General features: G+C 67.0%; 17 protein-coding genes. 5 read left to right on the top strand and 12 right to left on the bottom strand.

Annotation, left to right across the window (positions count from 1 at the left end; all coding sequences use genetic code 11):
• Positions 1-87 precede the first annotated feature (87 nt).
• Both LNV23_RS03525 and LNV23_RS03520 read left to right on the top strand, forming a co-directional pair.
• The gene (locus LNV23_RS03525) at positions 88-1,806 is read left to right on the top strand and encodes an ABC transporter ATP-binding protein (protein ID WP_263561676.1); all 1,719 of its coding nucleotides are present in this window, start codon (positions 88-90) and stop codon (positions 1,804-1,806) included.
• 77 nt (positions 1,807-1,883) lie between these two features.
• Positions 1,884-2,774: a DUF3667 domain-containing protein gene (locus LNV23_RS03520; RefSeq protein ID WP_263561675.1), complete on the top strand. Its 891-nt coding sequence runs from the start codon at positions 1,884-1,886 to the stop codon at positions 2,772-2,774.
• 89 nt (positions 2,775-2,863) lie between these two features.
• On the opposite strand, the gene LNV23_RS03515 is transcribed toward LNV23_RS03520, so the two are convergent.
• The 7 genes from LNV23_RS03515 to LNV23_RS03485 all read right to left on the bottom strand — a co-directional run bounded on the left by LNV23_RS03515 (position 2,864) and on the right by LNV23_RS03485 (position 8,452).
• Positions 2,864-4,054, bottom strand: a complete 1,191-nt coding sequence (locus tag LNV23_RS03515) for an SMP-30/gluconolactonase/LRE family protein (RefSeq protein WP_263561674.1) — start codon at positions 4,052-4,054, stop codon at positions 2,864-2,866.
• Positions 4,055-4,061: 7 nt separating this feature from the next.
• On the bottom strand, positions 4,062-4,910 hold the full coding sequence (locus LNV23_RS03510; protein ID WP_263561673.1) for an alpha/beta hydrolase family protein: 849 nt from the start codon (positions 4,908-4,910) through the stop codon (positions 4,062-4,064).
• An 84-nt stretch (positions 4,911-4,994) separates the two neighbouring features.
• Positions 4,995-5,399: a DUF6463 family protein gene (locus tag LNV23_RS03505; RefSeq protein WP_263561672.1), complete on the bottom strand. Its 405-nt coding sequence runs from the start codon at positions 5,397-5,399 to the stop codon at positions 4,995-4,997.
• 32 nt (positions 5,400-5,431) lie between these two features.
• Complete coding sequence (locus LNV23_RS03500; protein ID WP_263561671.1) at positions 5,432-6,766, bottom strand: ABC1 kinase family protein; 1,335 nt, start codon at positions 6,764-6,766, stop codon at positions 5,432-5,434.
• A complete protein-coding gene (locus LNV23_RS03495; protein ID WP_263561670.1) occupies positions 6,763-7,272 on the bottom strand; it encodes a DUF2867 domain-containing protein in 510 nt (169 codons plus the stop codon). The genes LNV23_RS03500 and LNV23_RS03495 overlap by 4 nt, the downstream gene beginning before the upstream one ends.
• On the bottom strand, positions 7,269-7,715 hold the full coding sequence (locus LNV23_RS03490) for a hypothetical protein (RefSeq protein ID WP_263561669.1): 447 nt from the start codon (positions 7,713-7,715) through the stop codon (positions 7,269-7,271). Before LNV23_RS03490 ends, LNV23_RS03495 begins: the two co-directional genes overlap by 4 nt.
• Positions 7,712-8,452, bottom strand: a complete 741-nt coding sequence (locus LNV23_RS03485; RefSeq protein WP_263561668.1) for a TetR/AcrR family transcriptional regulator — start codon at positions 8,450-8,452, stop codon at positions 7,712-7,714. The genes LNV23_RS03490 and LNV23_RS03485 overlap by 4 nt, the downstream gene beginning before the upstream one ends.
• Before the next feature lie 309 nt (positions 8,453-8,761).
• Between LNV23_RS03485 and LNV23_RS03480 the strand changes: the two genes are divergently transcribed.
• Positions 8,762-9,586, top strand: coding sequence for a MipA/OmpV family protein (locus LNV23_RS03480; RefSeq protein ID WP_263561667.1), 825 nt, complete (start codon positions 8,762-8,764; stop codon positions 9,584-9,586).
• 9 nt (positions 9,587-9,595) lie between these two features.
• Here LNV23_RS03480 and LNV23_RS03475 read toward each other — a convergent pair whose 3' ends face one another.
• Positions 9,596-11,590 (bottom strand): hypothetical protein, encoded by a 1,995-nt coding sequence (locus tag LNV23_RS03475; protein WP_263561666.1) that lies wholly within the window; start codon positions 11,588-11,590, stop codon positions 9,596-9,598.
• A gap of 90 nt (positions 11,591-11,680) precedes the next feature.
• On the opposite strand from LNV23_RS03475, the gene LNV23_RS03470 reads away from it, so the two are divergent.
• Positions 11,681-12,955: an MFS transporter gene (locus LNV23_RS03470; protein WP_263561665.1), complete on the top strand. Its 1,275-nt coding sequence runs from the start codon at positions 11,681-11,683 to the stop codon at positions 12,953-12,955.
• Positions 12,956-12,957: 2 nt separating this feature from the next.
• On the opposite strand, the gene LNV23_RS03465 is transcribed toward LNV23_RS03470, so the two are convergent.
• On the bottom strand, positions 12,958-13,161 hold the full coding sequence (locus LNV23_RS03465) for a hypothetical protein (protein WP_263561664.1): 204 nt from the start codon (positions 13,159-13,161) through the stop codon (positions 12,958-12,960).
• A 264-nt stretch (positions 13,162-13,425) separates the two neighbouring features.
• Here LNV23_RS03465 and LNV23_RS03460 point away from each other — a divergent pair, with 264 nt between their 5' ends.
• Positions 13,426-17,019 (top strand): Dyp-type peroxidase, encoded by a 3,594-nt coding sequence (locus LNV23_RS03460; RefSeq protein WP_263561663.1) that lies wholly within the window; start codon positions 13,426-13,428, stop codon positions 17,017-17,019.
• A 56-nt stretch (positions 17,020-17,075) separates the two neighbouring features.
• On the opposite strand, the gene LNV23_RS03455 is transcribed toward LNV23_RS03460, so the two are convergent.
• The 3 genes from LNV23_RS03455 to LNV23_RS03445 form a co-directional block, all read right to left on the bottom strand.
• A complete protein-coding gene (locus LNV23_RS03455; protein WP_263561662.1) occupies positions 17,076-20,135 on the bottom strand; it encodes an ATP-binding protein in 3,060 nt (1,019 codons plus the stop codon).
• Between the two features lie 62 nt (positions 20,136-20,197).
• A complete protein-coding gene (locus tag LNV23_RS03450) occupies positions 20,198-21,421 on the bottom strand; it encodes a hypothetical protein (protein WP_263561661.1) in 1,224 nt (407 codons plus the stop codon).
• A gap of 209 nt (positions 21,422-21,630) precedes the next feature.
• Positions 21,631-21,900 carry a hypothetical protein gene (locus LNV23_RS03445; RefSeq protein ID WP_263561660.1) on the bottom strand — a complete coding sequence of 90 codons (270 nt, stop codon included), beginning with the start codon at positions 21,898-21,900 and terminating at the stop codon, positions 21,631-21,633.
• Positions 21,901-22,106: the final 206 nt, after the last annotated feature.

Here is a 22,106-nt window from a genome sequence, read left to right as displayed (position 1 = left end):
TGCCGTACTCGGCAAGCTCCGACCCCAAGTGACTGTAGCTGTTAGGTATTTGTCGGTCGGTGTGAACGAAGTGAACACCGATCCACCATGAAAGCATTTATGTTGCTGAGCATTCAAGACCTCAAGGTCGCCTTCCGCATGGGCAAGGTGAACGGCCAGATGCAACGCGCGCTGGCCGTCAAGGGCATCAGCTTCGACATTCCCGAGAACTCGACCGTCGCCCTGGTGGGTGAGTCGGGCTCAGGCAAGTCGGTCACGGCCATGTCCATCCTCAACCTGCTGCCCAGCAATGCCGAGCGCCAGGGCAAGATCCTGTTCCAGGGCCGTGACCTGCTGCAGACCTCGCTGCCCGAGCTGCAAGCCATCCGTGGCCGCGACATCGCCTGCGTGTTCCAGGACCCCATGACCTCGCTGAACCCGGTCTTCACCGTGGCCGACCAGATCATGGAGCCCCTGATCAAGCACATGGGCATGAGCAAGAAGCAGGCCCTGGTGCGCGCCGAAGAGCTGCTCAACGAAGTGGGCATCCCCGAGCCCAAGCGCCGTCTCAAGGCCTACCCGCACGAGATGTCCGGCGGCCAGCAGCAGCGTGTGATGATCGCCGTGGCCCTGGCCTGCAGCCCCAAGCTGCTGATCGCCGACGAGCCGACCACGGCCCTGGACGTGACCATCCAGCGCCAGGTCATGGAGCTGATGGCCAAGCTCAAAGAGACGCACAAGATGAGCCTCTTGTTCATCTCGCACGACCTGGGCGTGGTGGGTGAGATCTCTGACCAGGTGGTGGTGATGCGCCATGGCGAGATCCGCGAGAAGGCGCCTGTGGCCGAGATCTTCAGCGCCCCCAAGGACAGCTACACCAAGGCCTTGCTGGCCTGCCGCCCGTCCTTGACCGAGAACCCGGCGCGCCTGATGGTCATCGACGACCACATCGCCGCCCAGAAGGGCGAGGCCCGGGTGGCCGCCATTGGCAAGGCCAAGGATCCGAACGCACCGGTCATCCTGGAAGCGCGCGGCCTGCAGAAGAGCTTCTTCTTCAAGGCCGGCCTGTTCAGCAAGAAAGAGTTCAAGGCGGTCAAGAACGTCAGCTTCAAGCTGCGCAAGGGCTACACCCTGGGCGTGGTGGGCGAGTCCGGTTCGGGCAAGACCACCATGGGCCTGACCCTGCTGCGCTTGCATGAGCCCAGCGGCGGCGAGGTGCTGTTCGAGGGCAAGGACCTGCTCAAGATGAGCGGCAACGACTGGCAGAAGATGCGCCGCCGCATCCAGGTTGTGTTCCAGAACCCGTACGCCTCGCTGAACCCGCGCTTCACCATCGGCCAGACCTTGGTCGAGCCGATGGAGATTCACAAGATCGGCAAAGACCATGAGGACCGCCTGGCCCGCGCCAGCGCCCTGCTCAAGAAGGTGGGCCTGGACGACACGGTGCTGAACAAGTACCCGCACGAGTTTTCGGGCGGCCAGCGTCAGCGCATTGCCATTGCCCGCTGCCTGACCCTCAACCCCGAGGTGCTGGTGCTGGACGAAGCCGTGTCGGCGCTGGACGTGTCGGTGCAGGCTCAGGTGCTCAATCTGCTCAAGGATCTGCAGGACGAGTTTGGCCTCAGCTATGTCTTCATCAGCCATGACCTGGCCGTGGTGAAGTTCATCTCCGACGAGGTGCTGGTGATGCAGAACGGCGATGTGGTCGAGCAGAGCGAGACCCAGGCGCTGCTGGCCTCCCCCAAGCAGGAATACACCCGCAAGCTGCTCGGTGCGGTGCCGCGCGGCTACCAGGGCGAGCCTGTGGCCACGGTGGCTGCCGCCTGAGGATGAAGACGTCGGGCACCGCCCCGTCTGCCGACACCGGCAGTGGGGCGGCCTCTCGCGATGCCCCCGCCGCCGACATGAGCCCGCTCACCCTTTGCCGCAATTGTGGCGCCGAGGTCAGCGGGCTTTTTTGCGCCCAGTGCGGCCAGGAAACCCGGGTCGAGCTGCCCACCCTGCGCGAGTTCGTCGGCGAGGCCACCGGCCGGCTGCTGGCCGTGGATGGCCGGCTGTGGCGCACCTTGTTCTTGCTGGTCTTTCGTCCGGGCCAGCTGACGGTCGAATACCTGAACGGCCGGCGCAAGCACTATGTGCGCCCGGCCCGCCTGTTCTTTGCGCTCTCGGTGCTGATGTTCGCTGCGTTGAAGTTGGGCGCCGAGCCCTTGTTCCTCAGCGCGCCGGCGGCTCCCGCAGCACCGCAGGCCCAGGCCGCAGGGAGCGCGGAAACGGACTGGACGCTGAGCCTGGTCCAGCAGGTCGAGCCCCGGCTGCAGCAAAGCCTCGATGGCCGCTTCCGCGGTCCGGCGCTCGAACGCCTGCAGCATTTCCGGGCCCTGCCTCAGGCCCAGCGCGCTCGCATCTTGAGCGATGGCCTGTTGCGTTATGGCTCCTACGCCCTGGTCGCCCTGCTGCCGCTGTACGCCGGCCTGTTGCAGCTGGCGCACCGCCATTACCGCGTGCCCATGGCTGGCCGGCCGCAAGGCTATATCGCCCATCTGGTCTATGCCACCCATGTGCACTGCAGCGTCTTCCTGTTCGTGCCCCTGGCCTTGCTGATGCCCAGCGGCGGCGGCTCGCTGCTGGTGCTGCTGCCTCTGGCCTGGCTGGGCGCCCGCGCCGAGCACCGGGTGTATGGCGGCACGCTGATCTCGCGCACCCTGCGCAGCCTGTTTGTGGGCCTGAGTTACAGCGTCTGCCTGCTCGTGGCGGTGTTTTTGATGCTGTACGGCGCCATATTGGCGGCGGCCTGAGAGTCTGGTGCTTGCCGCAGCGCCGCCCTGCTGCCAGATAATCTCATGCTCTCGGTGAGTTGGATCTGGCCCGATGTGGGAATCCTGCCTCAGCGCTGTTTCAAATCCGCGCTCGGCGTTTTTTTCTTTCTTGCATAAGGGATTTTCAAAATCCTGTCCCCGGTGAATGAGCCCAGATACAGAAAATCACCGACCTGCTGCGCCACTGTGGCCGCGCCCATCGGTGCGCCTTCATGTTTGAAAACCAGTTCCGAACTCATATCTACCGGGTCGATGCGCACAATTTCAAATGCCATGCCGCAACTCTCGCCGGTGTTTTGAATGCAGAAGAGATTCTGCAAGCGCGAGCCGGTCAGCGAAGCGGCCAGCACATATCCCTGCGCGTCCCAGGACAGATTGTCCGGTCGCTCTAAGGCAAGCGTGGCCAATAGCTTTCCGCTGGCGCGATCGAGTTTGCGAATTTGATTTCCTGAGGTGACGCTGACAAATACCTCGCGCTCATCGGCACTCAATTCGATGCCGTTCAGAAATGGTCCGAGGCTGTCGCTCAGCACTCGAAACACGTCCTCCTGAGCAGGCTGCCATTCGAAGGCATAGCCGGTATCAATGCCCAGCTGCGATTTCCACAGGCCGGTGCTGAAGCCCAGAACACTCGGCGCCGTGCGATCAAACATATGGCTGGCCACAAAGCCACCATGGCGCAGCAGGGCCACACTGTTCATGGAGACTTCGGCCGGAGTTGGCACGCAGCCACGCCACTCAAGACGGTAGTGGGCACCAACTTGAAGCCATTCAAACATCTCGACGCTCATGCGCTGGCCGTGGTTGACGGCGGCGACCTGCCAACGCCCGTCCTGGCGCTGCTGGATCGAGATACCCAGCGGCGAAAACTCGGCGCCTGGCGGGCCGGGGCAGTTGCTGGCTCCCCAACTGCTGTCTTTCGGCAGCGGGTCACGCATGAAATTCGCGTCAGCCGACGGATGGGAAGGAGGAAAAGCCGCGGAGATTTGTTGCGACTGGGTGTCGAAAAACACCAACGATCCCGAAACTGTGCGGCCCAAGGCGCCGACCTGGCTGATGAGCAGGGTTTTGGAATCGGGCAGCAGCCGCATATCTTCCGGATTTTTGAAACCGCAGATGGCCTCGATACCCGGGGCCGATTGGCAGGGACCGACGGCTGGGCTGCCGCAGCCGGCCAGAGCCACGAGAGCCGGTGCCAACATCCAGGCCTGAAACCTTGGGAATCCCCGCTCGGAATGGGCGCGCCAATGAGTCAACATGGTGTGTTCAAGGTTGATTTTTCAAGGTCGCCAAAAAATGCTCCACGATCATGTTTTTGATTTCTGGTGCCGTCGCCTGGCTGAAGGCATGCCCGGTTGGATAGGATTTGTGCACGGCCGAATAGGCAAAACCATGGGTCTTTAGATAATCAAGAATATCTCGGCTCATGGCCGTGCCGGGCCAGATTTGATCGTTCTCGGCCGAAATCAGCAGAATCGGCCCGCGGATTTTCTCGAAGGCAAAGGTGGCGGCTTTGACTTTCTCCGTCTCCGCCAAGGCGGCTTCAAAGCGCTGAATTTGCGTACTGCCCGGCATTTCGGGCAGGTTGAGGGCGGGGATGTCCTGGCCTTGGTAAGTCCAGGCCGAGCGCGGCGAGGTCATGCCGGCCCAGGCCACCTTGCTGGGCGTGGTGATGGCCACCGACTTGATGCGCGCGTCCAGGATGGCGAGCAGGAAGCCCGCCTCCGAGCCCCGCGAACCGCTGACCACGCCCATGCGACTGGCGTCGAGCTCGGGCACGGTCTCGGCATAGTCCAGCGCTGAGATGAAGTACTCCATGGGAATCTGGTCCAGGCTGGGTGGCAAGCCCGGTTCGGTCTTGAAATACACGAGCCCGATGACGGCAATGCCCCGCGTGGCCATCATCGCGCCATTGGCATCGGCAAAGCCCCAGCTGGGATCGGAGCCGCCGAAGCCGATCACCACCGGCACTTTGCCGCTGGTCTTGGGCAGATACAGGCGGGCGGCGAGGTTCTTGTACTGAACCGGCCTGACTTCATAGTCGAAGGGCTGGGCCCGGCTGGGGCTGCAGAAGGCGATGCAGGCGGCGAGGATGAGGAGCAGACGAGTCAGCATGGCGGTGGCTTGGAGCTTGAAGTGAGCATGGGGAGCGGGGCCAGCGAGCCCTTGAGAAAATGACTCTGACCCCAATTGAGGAGTTCAGCGTTGAGGACCGTGGCCGCGTCGAATCAGGGTCCAGCCGGCGGGTAGGGCCAGCCAGAAACCTGAGGCCGGCATCAGCAGAACGCCCAAGACGCTGAGCAGCAGCACGCCCCAGCCCAGGCGAGTCAAAGCTGCCGCGTCGCCCAGGCGCTCCAAGGGCGTGATGGCCAGGGCCAGCAGCGCCAGCAGCAGGCCGAACAGCAGGAACCATGCCGTGGCTGCTGCCACCGGGTCCTGGCCCACGCTGTTGAAGACGCCGCGCTCCACCAAGGCGAACAAGGGTTTGTGCAGCAGCAGGAAAGCGACGCCGGTGTGCAGCGCGGCCACGGCCATCAGCCAATGGCCGACCCAGGCGCGCTTGGTGGCTGCGGTAAGTGCAGAAGCAGAAGACGCGGGATTCATGGGGGTTTCCTTTCAAGAAGCAGGGGGACCGCTCAGGCTTGAATCCAGGCGTTCTGCGTGCGCACGCGCGCGCCCAGGTCGCGCAGCATTTGCAGCAGGCCGAGATAGGCCCGGTCGAAATACGGCAGCTCGGCGGCCATGGTGTGCAAGTGACCGACCGCCGTGCGTTGGTGCTCGGCACCGGTTCGAGGCGGCGGCGGGTGAAGGCCGAAGTCGAACAGCTCTTGTGTGAAGGGCCGCAGCTGCCAGTCGAGAATCCCTTGCAGCGCCGGCAGCAGCTCCTGGCAAAAGGCCGCGTGGCTGAGCTCGGGCTGGAGCAGGCCCAGGCCCAGATAGGCTTGATGCAGAGCCGCCGTGTCGCAGGGCCGGCGCAGCAGGGCGCACCAGGCCGCACGCAAGTGCTGGCAGAAGGCAGGGCTCAGGCGGCGGGTGCAGCCGAAGTCCAGCAAGCCCAGCTGCCCGTTCGGCATGAAGAGGCTATTGCCCGGATGCGGGTCGGCCTGCAGGCGCTGCAGTTCAAAGACGCTGCGCAGGAAAAGATCGAATAGCAGCTGCCCGTAGCGGTCACGCTCGGCCTGGCTGGGCCCGGTGGCCAGCCACTCCTTCAGATGCAGGCCCGGCAAACGCTCCATGGTCAGCACGCGTCGGCTGCTCAGCGCCGCCACCGGCTGAGGCAGGCGCAGCGCCGGCTGCCCTGCCAGCTGCTCGCCAAACCAGCGTAGCTGCTCGGCCTCGTGCAGATAGTCCAGCTCCTCGGCGAGCGTGGCCTCGATGTCCTTCAGCAAGCTGTCCAGCACCGCCGCTCGCGGCAAGGCCTGGCTCGGCCCTAGCGTGCTCAGCAGCAGGCGCAAGAGCTGCATATCGCTGTGGATGGATGCGGCCATGCCCGGGTACTGGAGCTTGACGGCCAGCTCGCGGCCGTCGGCCAGCGTCGCCCCATGCACCTGACCCAGGCTGGCGGCCGCGAAAGCCTGTGTTTCAAAGCTGGCGAACAAGGTCTCGGGCCCGGCGCCAAACTCCTGGCGCAAGAGCTTGATCACCAGGGCCCGGTTCAGCGGCGTGACCTGGTACTGCGCCTTGGCCAGCTCCAGGCGCAAGCCCTCGGGCAGCAGGTCCAGCTCCATGCTCAGCAGCTGGGCGGCTTTCAGCGCCGTGCCTTTGAGCTGATTCAGGGCGCCGAACAGGATGCGCCCCAGCTGGGCCTCATGTGCGTGCTGGGCCAGCTGGGCAGATTCACTGCCGGGGGCCAGGTCTTGCCCCCGGGACTGCAGTCGGCGGCTCAGCTGCGCCATGCCGGCGCGCGCCACCGCCTTGCCGGCAATTGCCGTGCGCGCCAGCCGGCCGGTGCGCGGTGCTTTGTTGTTCATGCGCGGCGCGGCGCCTGAGCCAGCAGGCGCGGCACGATCAGCCGATGCACCGGCCCTACCACGCTCATGTACAGCCGCCCCAGTGCCAGCTTCTCATGGACCACGGTGCTGAGCCAGAGCCGGGCCTCGGCCTTGTACAGCGAGACCTGGACGCGCAGGTGGCGGTCGTCGTCGCCAAGGATCAACTCCTTGGCGTGCAATTCGTTCAGACGGAAGATGCCGACCCGGTCGCCCACCCGGTAGGCCTCGGCCGGCTTGCTCAGCTCATGCGGGTTGAGGCTGCCCAGGTCCTTCAGGCCCACCAGGCGGACCGCGCGGTTGCGCAGCGCCATCAAGCCGTGCATCCAGCCCGGCGTGTGCGCCACCAGGGCCAAATAGCTTTGCATGGGGCTGAGCTCGGGGTGGGGGTCGACCAGGCAGTAGCTGTCGGCAAAGTCGGCGCCTGCCAGTGTTTGGGCGATCCGGCTTGCGGCCGGCAGCGCCGTGGCCTGTATGCGCGGTCTCATTGCAGATGCTCCCAGACTTGCTTCAGGCCGATCAGATGGACGATGCCGTAGCCGAGGCAGACCACAGAACTCCAGAGCAGAAACGGCGTCACGCGCTCCGGCGCGAGGGCCTGCAGAGGCAGGATGGCGAGGCCGCGCAGGCAGTAGATGGCCGTGATCAGGCACAGTGCCAGCTTGGGCCAGGGCAGCTGCAGGCTCAGCGCGCCACTGGCCGCGAGCGCGTAGAGCGCCCACAGGCCCAGCACCATGGCGATGCCGCTGGTCAAGAGCGGCGGCCACCAATGCCTCGCTTCGCTCAGGCGCGCCATGTGTTCGCCGGCACCGAAGAAGCGGTACCAAGGTGCGCCGCCGAACACGATCAGCACATGGAGCAGGGCCGCGACACCGCTGAGGCTAGCGGCCAGCAGCAGCCAGACATTGAGATCGCCGAGCATGCTTCTCATCGCCCGGCTCCTGCGCTCAGGCCGCGTTTCGCCAGTGCCAACAACTCCAGCAGGCCGCCGCCCTGCGGCTGCAGCAGGCGCGCCAGCTGGCTGCGCAGCATGAAGCCGCCCAGATCGAGCAGCTTGTTGATCACGCCGCTCTGCAGGGCAAGGACCAGCACGCCCAGGCTCAGGTCGATCAGCTGGCTGGTGTTGCCGAACTCTTCCGAATCGTCGCGCAGCCAGTAGGCGACGAGGCCGTAGACGGCATCGGCCAGCAGGCCGCCCAGACTGGGTTTGAAGGCACAGGGTGCGATCTCGCCGGCCGCCTCGGCCTGCTCCAGCATGGCGATGAAAGCCTGGCGCAGCAGCTCCTTGCCCGGCAAGGTCTGGCTGAGCAGCAGCATGGGCGCGCCCTGGATCAGGCGGTGGGCGATGGCCACGAACTCGCGGTCGGCCAGAAGCAGCTCCAGCAGGCTGTCCAGCAGCAGCTGCAGGCGTTCATGCAGGCCGAAATCTTGCTGGCCCCGGGTCTTCTGCATCAGGGCGATCGCGTCACCGGCCTGCTGCTCGAAATAGGCCAGCACCAGCTTTTCTTTGCTGGGGAAGTATTTGTAGATGGTCGCGTCGCCGAGCTCAGCGGCCCGGGCGATCTCTTTCATGGTCGTGCCTTCAAAGCCCTGGCGACTCATCAGGTCTACGGCCACGCGCAAGAGCAGGCGCCGGGTTTTGTCTTGCTGGGTTTTGCTGATGCGCATGTTTAATGAATACCAACTATCGTTTGTTGGAAATTTATCGCTATTTATTGTGTAGTGCAACAAATTTCGGCTGAGCGGCACCTTGGGTGTCTCTGTCACTGCGGCGCCCGCCCCGCCATGTGCCGCTGGTCATGGGTGTTTTGGCGCGCCAGCCTGAGGCTCGCGCCGTCGCGGTGCGTGCGGCGGCGCTTCGCGGAGTTCCCTGGCGCCTCTCGCTGCGAATGCGCACAGTGCGGCCAGCCACACGGCACGCCCTAACCCGCCAGGCCGACAGGCATCTGTTCAACCTCATCCAAGCTGAATCCCGCTATGAAATTCGCACGCACGCATCTCCTCAAACCCAAGACTGCCTGGGTCTTCGCCATGCTGGCTGCGGCCGGCTTCGGGGCTCAGGCCGCCGAGCCTTCACCTAGCGAGGGTTTGCATGGTTTGATCGGCTTCGGCGCCGTCTACAGCCCGACCTACGTCGGCGCCAAGGAGAGCCGCAGCCATGCCGTCTTGCTGCCCGATCTTCGCTACCGCAAGGGCGCTTTCGAGGCCTCGACCATGGGCGGGCTGCGCTACTGGGCGGTCGAGCGGCCTGACTTTCAATTCGCACTGACCCTGAGCGGAGATGCCGGCCGCGAGGACCACAAGGTCAAGGGCTTTCTAGGCCAGAGCGGCAGCGATCGCCTGCGCGGCATGGGCAAGCTCAAAGGCAGCGCCGAAGTCGGCGTGGCCGGAAGCTGGAGCGGCCTGGGCCTGCCTCTGAACTTCGAGTTGAAGACGGCGCTGGGCAAGCAGGGCCATGGGGGCACTCTGGCCAGCTTGGGCAGCAGCCTGCCTCTGCTGGCCAGCGGCCCGCTGGAACTGGGCGCCGAGGCCTCGCTGGGCTTTGGCGACAAGCGCTACCTGCAGTCTTACTACGGCGTCACCGCGGCTCAGGCCGCAGCCACCTCGTTCAAGGAGTTCCACCCCAAGGCCGGTCTCTACGGTGCCGACCTGGGTCTCACCGGGCGCTACAAGCTCAGCGATTCCCTGAGCCTGATGGCTCATGCCGGCTACCACCGCGTGCTCGGCGATGCGGCCAAGAGCCCGCTGGTCGAGCGCAAGGGCGCGCCCACCCTGCTGCTGGGCCTGGGCTACACCTTCTAAGCCTGAGGATCAGCGGCTGCCACGCAGCAGGGCGCGGGTGGTCTGCTCCTGCTCGTTGTAGCGCTGCTGCGCGCTCAGCGGCTTGATCTTGCCCGCTTGCAAGGCAGCCTGGTCAAGGTTGGCACCCCAGCTGGCGCCAGCGCGCAGCGCCTGCGGTGCGGCCAGGCCGGCGCTGAAGTTGGCGGGCAGCCAGGGCATGAGTTCTTTCAGCACCAGATCGAGCCGCGGCCGGATGGCCGCCTCGCCGATGCGGCCGCGCTGGCCCCAGCTGACCAACAGGTCGGCGCTGTTGCCGCCGGAGCTCAGCTTGTTGGTGATGGCGTAATCCCGCCAGACGCCCAGGCGAAGCTGTATCAGGGCCTCCTCGATCAGCATGGCCGTGTCCTCACGCGAGAAGCTGTTGCCGCTGGCGATGGAGTAGCTGTAGTCGTCGTTGACGCGGTCCTGGCTGAAGAAGCGCACCACGTCCTCGGGCTGGTAGGCGATCTGGGTGGCCGTGGGCGTGTCGCCATAGGACAGCACCCGCGCCAGACCGCGCATCTCCAGTGAGAAGAAGGGGTAGCGCTGGTTCAACTGCTCCGAGGCGGTCTGGGCCGGCACGGCCTCATAGACCCGGCTGCTGCTGCCCAGCAAGCTGGCGTGGACGCGCGGGGGCAAGAAGTCGGCCGCGTGGCTGAGCTCGTGGTAGAGCAGGGAGCCCAGCGCGTTCTGCACATCTTCCAGGCTGCGCGAGGCGCGCTTGGCCACGGCCAGGCTGGTGATGGCGTGGCGGTTGTCCTTCACATAACGCCAGGGGCTGGCGAAGTTGAGTGCGCTGCCGTTGTCGCTGCGCGGGTCTGGGGTTTCGCTGACCGTGTCGCGCTGCTCGGGCGTCAGCCAGAGGTTGGCGGCGTCCAGGTAGATGGCACCGGTGGCGCTCCAGTAGAAAGCCGGCCGCACCCGACCGCCGATCACCACCGCTGTCACCGAGGCCAGCATGCGGCGGAAGTCGCCGTGAACATCCTGCTCGCGCAGAAAGCGCTCGAAGTTCGCGCCCATCCAGTCGTTGGACACCAGCACGCGGTCCATGATCTCATCCACCGTCGGCGTGCCGATGCTGCTGGCGCTGCCCAGCAAGGGCAGCTTGCCCAGGGTGCAGAGGTTGTTGGGGTTGCTGGAGCTCAGGCCCGGGTGGTAGATGCACTCGCTCAAGGCCGCGGCCCGGGTGCTGCTGGCCTTATAGGGGTAGACGCGGCTAGGCGTCTCGTCGCTGCCAAACAGCGGATTGGCAGGCAGGGGCGGCAGGGCTTGCACCAGCAGGCTGAATTCGCCGCTGGCGCTGCGGCCGTCGCCAAGGTCAGCGCTGGCGCGCAGGCGCAGCAGGCTGTCGCTGCTGCTGGCCGGCGCGGTGGCCAGCAAGCGAGCGCCGCTGGCGCCAGCCAAGTCCAGACTCGGCCCTTCCAGCTGTTCCCAGCGCCATGTGGCCTTGGCCAGGTCCGTCTCGTTCAGGCCTGGCAGCCAGGCGCGCAGCGAGAACTTGCCGCCCGCATGCACGCTGGGTTCACCGCGTAGGACCGCACGCAGGGCCGCGGGGTTGGTGTCGGCGGCGACCGTCAGCGGCAGGCTGGCGCTGTAGCTGCGGCCCAGCTCATCCTGGTAGCTCAGCTCAAAGCGATGGCTGCCGGCCGCGGCCGGTTCCAGAGTGATGGACTGGGAGCGCGCCGACAGGGCGCTCAAGGCCGTGCCTTCCTTTTGTTCCCAGCGCAGCTGGCTCAGGCGGTGGCCGGCGCAGGCGAGCAGGCTGAGTTCCTGGTTGCGGCCCGCCTGCAGCGCGGCCGGTTGCACCAGACGCGCCACCGAATTGCTCTGGCACTGGCTGCTCAACGCCGGCACCTCGGCCGAGGGCGGGGGCGGCGTCACCGGGCTGTCGCTGCCACCCCCCCCGCCACCGCAGGCGCTGAGCAAGACGAGACTGGACCAAACGGCGCTGCAAACAAGGCGACGGCGGATCTTGAAGGTGTTCATGGCGTAGTGGCTCCCTGTTGGAAATGCTGGGAAGTCGCGGCCGTGCGCTGCTCGCGCCGCTTGGCCGGCCCCCCATGTCAAACTGGCGCGATGTTACAAGCGACTGCCCGCCGCCTGGGCGCCTTCAGCGGGCCCTTCCGCCTCTTGCTGATCAGTGATTCCCTGATGCTGCTGTCGCTGATGGTCGGCCATGTCGCCGTGCCCTGGTGGGTGGCCAGCGAGGGCGGCGCCGCCCATCTGGCCTTGTTCGCCGCCAGCATGGCCGGGGCCTCCTTCATTGCCTTGCCCCTGCTCTCGCCCTTGGGCGACCGGGTGGACAAGAAACTTTTGATCTCGGGCGGCCTGGCCTTGATGGCGATTGAAGGCTTGGTGCTGGCTGGGCTGGCCCAGGCCGGCATCTATCACCTGGGCTGGATCATGGCGCTGGAGCTGTGCGCGGTGGTGGCCATGGCGGCCATCATGCCGGCCTCCTTCAGCATCGTCGCCGAGCTTTTGCCCGCCAGCCAGCTGACCGAAGGCCTGGGCTTGCAGAAAAGCGCGCAGGCCATCGGCCGCTTGATGGGGCCGGCTCTGGGTGGCGCGGTGCTGGCTCTGGCCGGCACGGCAGCGGCGCTCTGGCTGCATGCGGTCTTGCTGGCGCTGGCGGCGGCCCTGGCCTTGCGCATCAAGGCAGCCACGCCTGCGCCAGGTGCCAGCGAGCGCCATTGGCTGCAGGACCTGCGTGCCGGCCTGGCGGCCAAATGGAAGATGCCGCTGGAGCGCGGCTGGACCTTCGTCTCTTTCCTGGTGATGATTTTCTTCAGCCCGGGCATCGGCATGCTGGTGCCTTTGAAAGTTCAGTCCCTGGGCTTGTCCGGTGCCTGGCTGGGTGCGTGTGAAGCGGGGCTGTCGGCCGGCATGTTGCTGGGCTCGTTGGGTGGCTCGGTCTGGGTGGCGCAGCGCATCGGGCGCTTCAATGCCAGCCTCTGGGCCATCTTGATCGAAGGCATCAGCATGCTCGGTATCGGCCTGACGCATCAGCCGCTGCTGATCGTGTTCGGCTTTGCCGTGTTCGGCGCCTGCATAGCCACTGTGCAGATGGTCGGGCACACCCATCGCATGCTGGCCATCCCGCAGGCCTACCGCTCACGCATGACGGCGGTGAACATGATGGTGATGCAGGTTTCCGGCGTTCTGGGGCCAGGTCTTGCCGGTGTGGCCCTGCTGCAGATCGGCGTCGACTGGATTTACGCCGTTTTTGGCCTGGGCCTGTTTCTGGTCGGTCTGGGCTATTTGCGCGTGCCGGGCTACCGGACCTTCCTCAACCTGCCCCATGAGCAGGCCGAGGGCTTGTATGCCCGGCAGCACCCTCAGCTTTTCCGCTGAGGTCAGCTCTTGGACGCCGGCAGCATGCTCAGGATGAGCTCGCTGCTGCTGTTATCGCTGACACGCAGCAACTGCTGATCCTGTTGTTGATGAGGCTGCTGCAGCGCGGCCGGTTCGGCCTGGCTCAAGGCCAGCACGGCGGAAGCGGCGACGGCGCCCAGGGCGGTCAACAAGGTGGTCAGAAGGCTGATGTTGCGGGTGTCCATGATGCATAACTCCTTGGGTGTGAGGGGGCTCCTCTGTTTCGATGATTGAAGTGTCGGCATTGCGACCCGGGCTCGCCAGCGTCAGGCGATGAGTTGCGGCATTGGCCGCGCGAATCGCCGGCGGCCGCGACGAAAGGTGGCCTCCTCCTTAGAAATCCCGAGGACAGAAGCGCGGCCAGACCCTATGGTCTGCGGCGCGCCCGGGGCTTGTCATCGGCCTGTCGTGCGCAGCCACCAACCTCGCAGATTTTTCAGGGAGCGCGCATGCCAACCAGTCGCCAGGACACCCAGTTGCAGGGCATCACCGATCTGTGCCTGCTCACGCCGATCAAGCCCGGTTTCGTCAACGCCTTCGAGACCATCACCCACCTCGAGCGCCTGCGCCGCGTGCTCAAGACACTGAACGCCCTGCGCCAGTCGGCGCGCGAGTCGAGCGAGACGCCCGAGCTGTTCACCGATGTGGTCAGCCGTTTCCGCATCGTCCATTCCTTCCGCTGGGCCATCGTCGAGCCGCGCCCGGGCATCGACGCCGAAGGCACGCCGCACAAATTCCTGCTCAATGTCTGTTTCGACGGCGGCTGGGAACCCTATATGCGCGTCATCTGGGATGACCTGGGCAGCATGCTGGATCTGATGCTCTGCCACTGCGAGGGCTACCGTCTCTCGCGCGAAACTTCGTTTGAGCGCTACATCGAGTGGGTGCGCGCCAACGAGTTCTCGGCCGACTTCCTCTACCTGGAATCGGGCCGCAGCTGCGGCGACCACGACTACCTGGCCGAGCTGGAGCGCCAAAGCCGCCTGCATACCGAGGGCGGCGACCTGGCGTTGACCCGGCTGCGCCGCCCCCTGCCGGGCGAGAGCAAGCCCCTTCCCAGCGACCCGCGTGCGGCCTTCGACATGGCGGTGCGCGGCCTGCCGGCGCTGGCGGCGCTGTATTCGCTGGAGCGCTACTTCCTGCCCAGCGCGCCGGATGGGTATTGCCTGCTGCGCGCCAGCCGCGATGTGCTGTTCGAGCTGCGCGGCCTGGACACCCTCAAGCGCTTCCCCCTGCTGCCGCCCACGCCTGAGCAGGCCCAGGCCAACCCTCTGCTGGCCGCCGGCTATGCCCTGCGTGCCACGCATTACAAGATGCTGGCCTGGTTCGAGACCGTGCCGCCCCAGCCCGAGGTCCAACCGCGCGCCCTGGCTTACCGTGATGCCGACATCCAGGGCGGCATGCTCAGCGCCTACCCCGATCAGGTCGGCGGTGCCCTGGTGCTGCTGCGCGTGGCCAATCGCAGCCAGGCGGTGGCCTGGCTCAGCCAGCAGTTCAAGCCCAGCAGCGAGGCTGACACCTTGCTGGGCCAGGCTCCGGCGGGAGGCTTCTACCGCAATCTGGCCCTGAGCCTGGCCGGCCTGCGCGCCTTGGGCGTGCCGGCCTCGCGCCTGGCGCGTTTCCCCCAGGCCTTTCAGGAGGGCATGGAGGCGCGCGCCGGCCTGCTCGGTGACTTGCGGCACAACCACCCGCGCTACTGGAAGCTGCCCGAACGCAACTGGCCGCGCGGCGCGGCCGAGCACGCCACACCGTCGGCGCGTGTGGACCTCAACGCGGTGCACCTGATCATCCAGCTGCGCTTCGGTGTCGGTGTGAATGCAGCCACGGTGGATGCCGAAATTGCCAGCCTGGAGCGCGACAGCGGCCTGCAGGTGCTGGCCGTGCAGGACATGCGCCGCAATTTCGACCCGAGCAGCGGCGCCACGCGCGAGAACTTCGGTTTCGTCGACGGCATCAGCCAACCCCATGTCGACCCGCAGCGCGCCGGCGGCCCGCCGGCCAACCCGCCCACGGCCCCGGGCAAGCCCTGGTCCGACGCGGTGCCGCGCGGCGAGGTGGTGCTGGGCTTCCCGACCTCGCGCGACCGCCACGCCGTGCCCGAGAAGGCCGATGCCCTGCTCGACCTGGGCAGCTTTTTGGTCGTGCGCAAGCTGCGCCAGCATGTCGGCCGCCTGCAGCGCCGCGTGCAGGAGCAGGCCCAGATCCACGGCCTGGACCCGCAGCGCGTACTGGCCAAAATGATGGGCCGCAGCCTGGACGGCGAGCCCCTGGCAGCGCCCGGCAGCGGCCCCAGCAATGCCTTCACCTACCAGCAGGATTCAGCGGGCAGCGCCTGCCCTTTCCATGCCCACATTCGCCGCGTCAATCCGCGTGAGGGCGTGGTTCCGCGCGTGCTGCGCAGGGGCATGTCTTCCGGCCCGGCCTATACCGGCAGCCTGGCGCAGCCCGCCCGCGAGGAAGATGAGAAGGACCAGGACCGCGGTCTGATCTTCATGGCCTACAACGCCCATCTGGCCGAGCAGTTCGAGACCCTGCAGCGCTGGATCGCCGGCGGCAATGCCAGCGGCGGCCTGGCCGAGCAGGCCGACCCCTTCCTGGCCGTGGCCACCCAGGGCAAGCCCCGGGTCTACCGCTTTGAGGAGCAGACCGAAGCCGGCCCGCGCAGCGTCCATCTGGATCTGGGCGACCAGCCCTTTGTCGAGCTGCAATGGGGCGCTTACTTCTTCGTGCCCTCCCTGCCCGCCCTGCGCCATTTGCCGGCCCTGGTCGAGCAGCCCCTGCCGGCCGCCACGCCGGCGCCGCAGCGTGCGCCGGCCCTGGACATCGCGAGCGCCTGGCAGCAATGGCTGGAAGATTCCAGCAGCCGCGACGCCGCCTGGGCTTATGTGCGGGCTCAACCGGGCGGCGTGCTGCGCACCGCCTACGGCGTGTTGGTCGGCGAGGCCGCGGCCGTGCTCGAGGTCTTCCGCGACACCCAGCAGCGCTACTCGGTGCGCGGCTACGGCGAGCGCATGCAGCGCTCCATCGGCCTGGGCTACCTTGGCATGGACGAGGACGGCGGCCACCGCGAACAGGCGCCAGCCATCAACACGGCGATTGAGAGCATCAGCGAGCCCGAGGCCTTTGCCGCCAGCTACCGTGAGGCGCGCGCCTACCTGGCGGCCCTGAAAGAAGGCAACCAGAAGCTGGGCCAGCGCGAAGCCTTGCTGGACATCGAGAAGCTCTCCGAAGTCGTGCTGGACAAGCTCTGCACCGTCTGGTTCGGCCTGCCCAACGATCAGCAGATGCTGGGCACCGCCTATGTGCCCGGCGCCGCCCACAGCGCGCCGCGCTGCCCGCGCGATTTCTTCGCCGTGTCGCGCTATGTTTTTGGCCCGCAGCCCGGCCCGGTGGTCGAGCAGGTGGCCAGCGCCAAGGGCCAGGGCCTGCAGCGCGCCGTGCGCGAGTGGTTGGAGACCAACCCCGCCCTGCCGGCCATCAGCCAGGCCATCAAGGACTCGCTGAGCGAAGCCGCCAAGCTCGACCCCGACATCATCCCGCGCACCCTGGCCGGCATCATGCTCGGCTTCCCGCCCACCGTGCATGGCAATCAGGTCTCCAGCCTGGCTGCCTGGGTGGTGAGCAAGAAACTCTGGGATCTGCAGCAGGATTGGCTGGGCGGTGCGCCCGTGGCCGCCGATCAGGTGTACGCGCGCGCCGTGGCCACCCTGCGGCCCACCCTGCTTGCCACCATGATGCGCCAGCCGGTGCCGGCCGCCGTCTGGCGCCGCGCCCGCGTGACGCACCGTCTACGCGGTGTCGAGGTGCAGGAGGGCGACAAGATCATCGTCGGCATCGTCTCTTGCGCCGCCCAGAACCCGGGTGACCACACCATCATGTTTGGCGGCGACCGCTATGACGCTGTCGACCCTGCGCCCCTGCACGCCTGCCCCGGCTACGCCATGGCCGTGGGCGTGATGCTGGGTGTCGCTGCCGGCCTGCTGGAAGCGGGCGTGCTGCGGGCGACGCCGTCGCCGACGGTGTTGGCGGTGCAGCTGGGGTGAGATCGCGCGGATGGGGTGCAGCAAACTCTGAGCTCACTCCCTCAGCGTCCAGCCCTTCAAAGCTGCTGCCGCAAGCCCCGCGCCTTTGCCAAATGCCAATCCATGCCCATGGTGAAGAAGGCTGCTTCCGCCTCGTCCAGCAGGCCTCGGGCCTGCCCAGATTCCCCGCGCTGCATGGCCAGCTCGGCAGCGCAGAGTTCGGTGACGGCGCGTTCGTGCATGGAGCCTCGACGTTGTGCCACGGCTTGGGCGGCGGCGAGGTAATGCGTCACTCGCTCAGGTTGCCCATGGCCTTGCGCCAGGCGTGCGGCGGCGCGGTAGGCCATGGCCACGCCGATCCAGTCGCTTTGCCGGCCACGGCGTAGGGCCAGGGCCATGTGTTGTCGGGCCAGGCCCGACTCGCCTTGCTGCACCATAATTTCGGTCAGCCAGCCGTGATTGAGTGAGCTGAACAGGCCGCCGCCGCGCGGGGCCAGCCAGGCTACGGCTTCCTCCAGGGCCTGGCGCGCCAGGGGGCAGCCGCCGCCCATCCAGGCGCCGTAGGCCCCGGCGGCGTGGCCCATGGCAAAGGTGAAGAGGCTGCGCACCTGGGCGCCGATGCGGTGGGTCTCGGCCGCGCAGACTTGAGCCTCGGCCCAGCGGCCCTGCCAGAGCAGCACGGCGGCGCGCCAGCCCTGGATGGAAGCCTCGACGGCATGGTTGCTGCCTTGCATCAGACTCAGCGCTTCGTCGAAGGCCGCTTCGGCGGCGCGGAAATGGCCCTGGTCGCCCAACACATAGGCGCGGCAGGCCAGGGAGTAGGCCAGGCCGACGGGCGGGCGGCGCGAGACGTGGCCGCTTGGGCGCGGGCGCAGCTGCGCGATGGCCTGGTCGAGCAATTGAAGGGCCGGCCCGTACTCGGCCGTGGCGGCGCGGATCTGGCCCAAGGTTCCTGGCATCTGGGCCAGCAAGCTCTGGTCGCGGGCGCTCAGCGCCACATCGACGCTGCGAATGCAGAGCTGCAGACCGGCCCTGGCCTCGCCCAGGGCGTAGCGCACATAGCCGAGCCAGTACTGGGCGCGTGCCATGGCCGCGGGGTCGCCACTGAGGGCGGCCAGGCCGGTGGCGTGCTGCAGCACGCGCAGGTCGGCTCTTGAAGCGTCGAACACGCAGGCCATGCCGAAGCGCTGGGCGATGGCAATCCAGCGCTGGTGCACCTCCTCGCTGGGTGGCAGGTGCTCCAGGGCGGCCAGTGCGGCGCGGTATTGCTTTTTGGCTCGGTCCAGGGCCGAGCTGGCCAGGGCCTGGTCGCCCGCTTGCTCGGCATGGTGGGCGGCCTCTTGCCACTGGCCGGCAGCGCCGCCGTGGTAGGCCAGCAGCTCGTGCGCGGGCTCCTGGCCGCCCAGGACCAGCTGGGCGCGCAGCTCGGCGGTGATGTGGCGGTGCAGAGCCTGGCGCTCGTGCAGGCCGGTGCTGTCGTAGATGACGTCCCGGGTGATGCCGTGCTTGAAGCGCAGCAGGCCCGGTTGCTCGGCCGGGAATATGAAGTCCAGCTCGGCCAGCTCCAGCACCACCGGGTCTTTCTCGCAGCAGCCGCTGATGCGCTCGAACAGCCAGGTTGGAATGACCGAGCCGATCACCGCCGCCACGCGCAGCAGCTGAGCCTGGGCCGGAGGCAGGCGTGCCACCCGCGATTCGATCAGCGCGGCCAGCCAGGCATGGCCGCCACTGGCCGGACTCAGGGTCGACGGCGCTTGTTCCTCGGCGGCACGCAGGCCGGCATGGCCGCGCTGGTGGGCCAGGGCGTGGCAGAGCTCTTCGATGAACAGCGGGTTGCCGCCGGCATGGCGCTGCACCTCGGCACTGATGAAAGGGTCGGTGCCGGGCAGCAGCTGGGCGATGGCCAGACCGGCTTCCTCCTCGCTGAGGGGCAGCAGCTCGTGGTGGTGCAGGGCCTCGGCGGCCTCGTGGCCGTGGTGGATGGGCAGCAGCAGGGCCGGGGTTTCCGTGACCACCGCGGGCCGGGTGGCGCTCAGCAGCATCAGAGGCAGGCTGCGGCGCTCGGCCTCGGCACGCAGGCGGTGCAGCAGGGCCAGGCTGGCGTCGTCGGCCCATTGCAGGTCGTCGATCAGCAAGAGCAGCGGCCCCTTGCTGGCCAGCTGGAGCAGCAGTTGCAGCACGGCCTCCTGGCGATCCTTGGCCGGGCCGCGCAGCACCGCGTCGGCCTCGGCCGAGCCCTGGCTTTGCAGGGTGCGCAGCATTTGCAGATAGGGCTGCAAGGGCTCGGCGCTGAGGTAGCTTTCGCAGTAGCCGCGCAGCACGCGGCAGTCGCGGTCGGCGGCGCGGCGCAGGAACTCTTCGGTCAGCCGGGTCTTGCCGACGCCCGCGTTGGCGCGCAAGCTCAGCCATTGCGGCTGGCCGGCGCAAGCCTGATCGAGGCGCTGCTCCATCAAGGCCAGCTCGGCGGCGCGGCCGACAAAGGGTGCCAGGCCGCGGCGCTTGCTGGCCTCGAAGCGCCGCCCGATGCTGACCTGGCCCAGGATGCTGTAGACCGCCAGCGGCGTGGCGCGGCCTTTGAGCGGCACCAGGCGGCGCTCGCTGGTCTGGAAAAAGGGGTGCAGTGGGCCCAGGGTTTCGGCGCTGACCAGGATCTCGTCGGCGCAGGCCTCGTCGGCCAGTCGGGCGGCGACATTGGGCGTGTTGCCGAGCAGCTCGAAGCGGCCGCGCATGGCGTCACCCTCTTCGATGAGCACCATGCCGGCATGGATGCCGGAATGCAGGCTCAGGCTCTGCGCGCCAGGCCAGGCGGCCGCGGCCGACTGGGGTTGCATCAGGCGAACCGCCTTGTGCAGTTCCAGGGCAGCCTCAGTGGCGCGCCGGCCATCGTCTTCGCGTGCCTGCGGGTGGCCGAAGATGGCCAGCACACCGTCACCCTGGATGCGCACCACCGTGCCGCCATGTTTGGCGATCAAGTTCTGGTAGAGGCCGCGCACCTCGGCCAGCATGGCGGCGTAATGCTCTGCCTCCATGGCATCGGACAGCCGGGTGGATTCCGACAGGTCCGAAAACAAGATGGTGAGATGGCGTCGCAGGCCCAGCGCTGGTGGCGCGGGCGCGCGATCGAGGGTGTCGGTCATGGCCTGGGCGCTCTTCGACGTCGCGGGTTCAGGCCATCCTACCGCTTGAGGATGATCCGTAGTTAACAAACAGTAACAGGTGCAGGGAATGCGGGCAGGTCTTCCTCGCGCAGGCCCAGGTAAATCGGCTCCCCGGCGCGCCGGTGGATGTTGATCTTGGCGTTGTAGACGCGATGGGCCCGGCCATGCTTGTCGAGGATCTCGAACTCGCTGATGCCGAACTCGCCTTGGGCGTTGCGGCGGCCGGTCAGGTAGCAGGCGATTTCGTCGATCTCGGCGCCGGCCAGGCTCAGGCCGTTCAAGGCCTTGAGCGGGCGGCGGGTGCGTTCGACGAAGTCGATGCTGGCGATGCGCTGTTCTTCGCCGCTGTGCTCGTCGCGCATCAAGGTGCTGAACTTGCCGAGCAGGATCTGGCCCGGCAGGGCGCGGTCGATCATGCGCGCCAGTTCGATCGTGACCTGGCCGACCAAATAGCTGAAGGAAGTCGGGTTCAGGCCCTCGGATTGGTAGAACTCATAGTGCGAGCCGACATGGAAGGCCGCGCGCAGCAGGGGCACCGAGTCGGGCCGGCTGGCGCGCTCGCGGGCCAGGGCGTTGTCGGCGAGGATGAACTGCAGCAGCTGGTAGAGCTCGACATTGGCCTCGATGCCGCGCATGCGGTTCCAGATGTAGAAGCCGTCGCCGGTGGTAGTGCGGGCGAAGTTGATGTTGATCTCGCGGTCCAGCAGCTTGGCATAGGCCGCATTGACCGAGCAGGACAGGCTGTTCAGCTGCACCACCTGCTGCAGCGGGCTGAGCAGGGAAAAGCCGACCGCATCGAACAGGATCACCGCCCGGTCTTCCACCAGGCGAATGCCGTAGCGGGCAATGATGGCCGCCACCAAATCCAGGCCCAGGCCAGCGTCGGGAGCGAACGGCAGGCTGATGTGCTGGGGCGTGATGCCCAGCTCGGTCGCGGTCTGCGCGAACTGCTCGGCACTGAGGTGGTTTTGGTGGGCCAGCAACTCGTCCAGCAGCTGGGCCCGGCGCTGCACCTCGGCGGCGGCCGTGCCGGCGGCCTGCGTGAATTCGGTCAGCAGGGGGTGAGGTGCGACCAGCAGGCTCAGGCCTTGTGGCTGTGGGGTCCAGGCGAACACCAAGTTTTCGCCCAGATTCCACAGGGCGTAGAGCAGCTGGTCGAGCACGACGATGTTGTCGCGCACCTGGGCTTCGGCCAGCCCTGTGGGCAGGGCATAGGCCATGAAGCCGTCAAGCCATGATCTGCGCTTGCGGGATTCTTCGCTCACTCCATCACCTCCAACGATTGTTGGCGGCATTGTCGGAGAAGTGGCTCGGCAAAACGCCAAGCCGAGGCAGAGAAACACGGTTCGCGGACGTCCATTCAGGGGGGACGGCGGCGTTCCATGCGTCTATGGCTCGGCTCGGCTGGTTTCAGAGCGGGCGGTGGGGCAGCTGCCTCTGGCGGGGCATCGCTTCTGCATCACGAGCTACCGTCTCAGCTGTTGCGGCGTGCGGCCTTGCCATCGCTCTTGGCGGCGGCCAGCATCAGCTGTTGCATCTGGGTGTTGATGCTCAGGCCCGAGACGACGACGCGCGGCAGTTGCTGCACGACCGGGGCGGGGCCGGCGGACTTACCGGTTACGACGACGCGCGGCAGTTCGGTCTTGACGGCGCTGTCGGCAGCGGAGGCGGCCGTGGCGGCGAACAGCAGGCTGGTGGCCAGGGCGGCGCCAGCGATGCGAATCAGGGTGGTGGTGGTCTTCATGATGTGGCTTCCTTGCGGTTTGCGAAGCGGCCCATTGCTGCTTCGTTGGACTCAGTATCGAAAACCCGGGGGCCATCGGCCATGGCAGTGCGACGAACTGCGGGCGCGAGCGATTGAATCGCCGCCGGCGCCGACAAGGGGTTAACCCTAGGCGTGAAAGGCGAACGCAATCGGGCAATTTCCGGCCTGGAGTCGCCCGCCCAGAG

The organism is Kinneretia sp. DJ1R-11 (assembly GCF_025717595.1).
In the GTDB taxonomy this organism is placed as follows: Bacteria; Pseudomonadota; Gammaproteobacteria; order Burkholderiales; family Burkholderiaceae_C; genus Paucibacter_A.
Note: the sequence above shows the minus strand (reverse complement) of the source record. Positions and strands in the feature narration are given on the sequence as shown.